Origin of the sequence: Campylobacter sp. 2018MI01 (assembly GCF_018501205.1) — a bacterium.
GTDB lineage: Bacteria > Campylobacterota > Campylobacteria > Campylobacterales > Campylobacteraceae > Campylobacter_E.
This window is the reverse complement of sequence record NZ_JAHCZE010000093.1, coordinates 1-3775: the sequence shown is the minus strand read 5'-3', so window position 1 is coordinate 3775 and position 3775 is coordinate 1. Positions and strand designations below refer to the sequence as shown.

General features: G+C 29.3%; 5 protein-coding genes. 2 read left to right on the top strand and 3 right to left on the bottom strand.

Annotated features, from left to right (window positions below; translation table 11 throughout):
* Nucleotides 1-166 precede the first annotated feature (166 nt).
* Genes KJQ97_RS08975 through KJQ97_RS08965 form a run of 3 tightly spaced genes read right to left on the bottom strand, consistent with a single transcriptional unit; the run spans nucleotide 167 to nucleotide 2734 of the window.
* Nucleotides 167-748 carry a cytochrome c3 family protein gene (locus KJQ97_RS08975; protein ID WP_214117904.1) on the bottom strand — a complete coding sequence of 194 codons (582 nt, stop codon included), beginning with the start codon at nucleotides 746-748 and terminating at the stop codon, nucleotides 167-169.
* Nucleotides 749-758: 10 nt separating this feature from the next.
* Nucleotides 759-1160 carry a cytochrome c3 family protein gene (locus KJQ97_RS08970; RefSeq protein ID WP_214120629.1) on the bottom strand — a complete coding sequence of 134 codons (402 nt, stop codon included), beginning with the start codon at nucleotides 1158-1160 and terminating at the stop codon, nucleotides 759-761.
* A gap of 2 nt (nucleotides 1161-1162) precedes the next feature.
* A complete protein-coding gene (locus KJQ97_RS08965; RefSeq protein WP_214120628.1) occupies nucleotides 1163-2734 on the bottom strand; it encodes a flavocytochrome c in 1572 nt (523 codons plus the stop codon).
* A 264-nt stretch (nucleotides 2735-2998) separates the two neighbouring features.
* On the opposite strand from KJQ97_RS08965, the gene fldA reads away from it, so the two are divergent.
* Together fldA and KJQ97_RS08955 are read left to right on the top strand one after the other, a co-directional pair.
* The gene (fldA, locus tag KJQ97_RS08960; RefSeq protein WP_214117907.1) at nucleotides 2999-3484 is read left to right on the top strand and encodes a flavodoxin FldA; all 486 of its coding nucleotides are present in this window, start codon (nucleotides 2999-3001) and stop codon (nucleotides 3482-3484) included.
* A gap of 43 nt (nucleotides 3485-3527) precedes the next feature.
* Nucleotides 3528-3775 (top strand): hypothetical protein (locus KJQ97_RS08955; protein WP_214120627.1); only part of this gene is annotated, 248 nt, incomplete at its 3' end.

Sequence of the window (3775 nt, the reverse complement as noted above, 5' to 3'; positions counted from 1 at the left end):
GAAAAAGAATTTGAGTTAAGTTTGAAAAAGAATTTGAGTTAAGTTTGAAAAAGAATTTGAGTTAAGTTTGAAAAAGAATTTGAGTTAAGTTTGAAAAAGAATTTGAGTTAAGTTTGAAAAAGAATTTATAGAATTTAGAATTAATTCTAAATTCTATTAGCTAAGCTTATTGCTTAGCTCTTTGTTTTTCCCAATCTTCCCAACTATGTGGAGTTGTGTCCTTTAAATCATATAAAGTTTGTGCTAAATCTTTATGCCCTACATGTTTATGACAATCGGTGCATTTCATCTCATCAGCACTACCTTTAAAGCTTAGATAAGTAAGATGGATTGGTAATGTGCTTTCATTGTCTTTTACGAAAGCATTTTCGTGGCATTTTAGACAAGAGCTATCAAAAGTATAATTTTTTCTAGCGTGTTCTCTATTTGCTAACCAATCTTTTTTAGTCGGGTCTTTTGTTAAAGTTGTAAAGCCTTCTGCTATTCCGTTTTTAGCTTTAGTCAATAAGTATTTTGCCAAATTATCGTGTGGTAAATGACAATCAGCACAATTAACTACCACTCCTTTAGGATTTTTAGCCCCGTGTATATCATCATTAACATTTGTGATTGCTATAGGTCCATCCCAAGAATGGCAACTCCCACAAAACGGATATTTGCCTGTTACATGAACAATTTTTTCTCCTAAGAATACTAAAACAAGAGTTATGATTACTATCATACAAGTAAAAGCTATTTTATTTTTCATGTATTCTCCTTTATTTTACTTTTAAATTTTTTAAGATTTCTTGGCTATGGCATCTAGCACACATATTAACAGATGGTTTGTGAGTTTTATGACAATTATCGCAGTCTAATTTATCATAATGTGGGCTTTGATGAACATTGTTATTATGTCCGTAACCTGCAGTATATTCTGCTAGTTTTGAATAATCCCCGTGGCATTTTATACAACTATTTAGCATAGCTGATGAATAATCTTTTGCTTGTGCTTCTAGGTGGCAATCATTACACTTAAGATTTAATTTTTTATGAATTCCTTTCACTTCATAGGCTTTTTCACTAAAATCTACATTTACTTTTCCTAACGAATCCTTCAATACATTTTCATTTGCAAATAAAAAACAGGCAAATAAACATATAATAGTAATAAATCTCATTGCTAACCCCTTAATAAATTATAATTTTTTGCTAGAGTATTTCCAGCTCTTTTTCCATAAACTAAGCAATCTAAAACCGCATTAGAACCCAATCTATTATATCCGTGTCTTCCGCCAGTAATTTCTCCACACGCATACAAACCTTGAATTAATTGCATATCATTATCATATACTTCACAATCTTTATTAGTTTTTACTCCACCCATACAATGATGAACTTTTGGTCCTGGTCTTGCAGCAAAAAATGGAGCTTGTTCTATTTTTATATACTTTCCTTTGTAATCTGAAAAATTGCGATTAAATTCTGGGTCTTTATAATCTTTATCTTTTGAAGCAAGTTCAACATATTCATTGTATCTTTTTAACTGCTCTAAGAAAGGCTCTTTATTGATATTATAATGAGCTATTAATTCATCCATTGTTTCAAATTGTTTTACAGCACCAACCAATAAGCCCCTATTTAAATCTTCTATATCAACCGTTTTAGTGCCATTTATATCCATAATTAAAACAGGTGGATTTAAACCTTTTTCATTCATAGCTAATATTGCATCGCTACCTTGTTTTCTATCAGTAATTTCATTTACAAATCTTTTTCCTGTTTTAGGATTTACCATCATTCCATAAGCATAAGCCCTAGTAATCCATCTATAAGCAAATCCAAAACCGCCTTCATCTTGACTTGTTACGTGCATACTTTGAATATATTGCATATCTATGAATTTAACATTATCATTTATTAGTTTTTGTGCTGTGTAGCCAGTAGCTCCTAAATGATTTGTGGTTAATACATCATCTCTTAAACTAGAGTCAAATATTTGTCTAAATTTTAAATCAGCTCCCCAACCACCAGTAGCTAAGATAATACCACCAAAGGTTCTATAATATTTAGTAATTCCACTTTCATTGTTTTTTTCTTCATATCCACGCTCAAAGTTAAATTGATATTTTTCTCTTACTTTAATTCCAACAACTTTATGATTTTTATCATATAAAATATCATCCATTATAACTCTTGTTAAAATCTTACCGCCTCTATTAAGAATTTGTTCTTGTAATGGTCTTGTGATATAACTACCTGCACCTGCTGAATGAGAGCGTGGAACGCTATGACCACCACTTCTGCTAACCCACTTAAAATTAACTCCATTATCTATAAGCCAATCAAGAGTTTTTACTCCATCATTTATCATAATATTTACTAATTCTAAATCATTTAAATTCTTACCACTTTTTAATGTATCTTGTATGTGTAGATTAATATCATCAACTATTCCATCTCTAGCTTGTAATTTTGAGCCAGCAACAGCCATTGAACCACCTGAATAAGCCGAGTTGCCACCTAAATAAGGCATTTTATCAATCATAACAACATTTTTAATACCATTATCCAAAAGACTTAGCATAGCTGCACTTCCTGCAAAACCACTTCCAATTACTATTGCATCATAATATTCATCCCATTTTATATCATCAATATCTATACTATTAGATAAAGCAATATTAGGCATTAAAATAGAGCCATACACTAAGCCAGAAAACTTTAAAAAGTCTCTTCTATCTTTAGTTTTCATAAAACCTCCTAATTAAAAAATAAGTTTAATAATAATTTTATTTTAAAATAAAATATACTTAGTAAATAATAAAAATTTTTTAATAATATTTTTAGTTTAATAATTATTATGAAGTAATAATAAGGATTTTTGATAAGTGATATTAATTTATTCTTATATAAATAAATTAATATAATTAAGGTTTTTGTAAAAAGAATTTGGTTAATGATTAACAATAATTTCAAATGGTAAAATTATGTCGCAAATCAAATTAAGGAGATAATTATGTCAGTAGCAGTAGTTTTCGGAAGTGCTATGGGAAATACAGAAGGCGCAGCAGAAAAAATTGCAGAAGCACTAGGTGCTGAATTATTAAATATCGCTGATGTTGATGCTGATAAACTAAATGGTTTTGATAAATTAGTTTGCGGAACTTCAACTTGGGGTAGTGGTGACTTACAAGATGATTGGGATTCATTTGATTTTAGTGGTCTAAAATTAGCTGGTAAAACAGTAGCTGTATTTGGTATGGGAGATAGTTCAAGCTATTCTGATACTTTCTGCGGCGGTATGGGTAAATTAGCTGCGGCATTAAAAGAAGCTGGTGCAAATTTAGTTGGAGCAGTTTCAACTGATGGTTATGATTTTGAAGATTCAGAAGCAGTAGTTGATGGTAAATTCGTTGGTCTTGCATTAGATAATGACAATCAAGAAGATTTAACAGACGAAAGAATTGCAAACTGGGTAGCACAAATTAAAGCTAACTTCTAATCACGAAATAGCAAGTTTTTTACTTGCTATTTTAAGGATACTTATGAAAAAGTTTTTATTATTATTTTTAGTATTTTCAATTAATTTTTTATCTGCTGATTTAATTAAAGTAGCTATGAAAAATCAACCAAATAATATAAATCCAATTTATAATCCAAATGATGATTTAGTAAATTTATTATATTTAGGTTTGTTTTATAAAAATAATAATAAAGAATTAATTCCTGCACTAGCTAATTCATACAAAATAAGTAATGATAAATTAAGATACGAATTTGAATTAAAAAAAGG

Coding starts and splice junctions, on each gene's coding strand:
- KJQ97_RS08975 (WP_214117904.1), bottom strand. CDS start 748: ATGAAAAATAAAATAGCTTTTACTTGTATGATAGTAATCATAACTCTT.
- KJQ97_RS08970 (WP_214120629.1), bottom strand. CDS start 1,160: ATGAGATTTATTACTATTATATGTTTATTTGCCTGTTTTTTATTTGCA.
- KJQ97_RS08965 (WP_214120628.1), bottom strand. CDS start 2,734: ATGAAAACTAAAGATAGAAGAGACTTTTTAAAGTTTTCTGGCTTAGTG.
- fldA (WP_214117907.1), top strand. CDS start 2,999: ATGTCAGTAGCAGTAGTTTTCGGAAGTGCTATGGGAAATACAGAAGGC.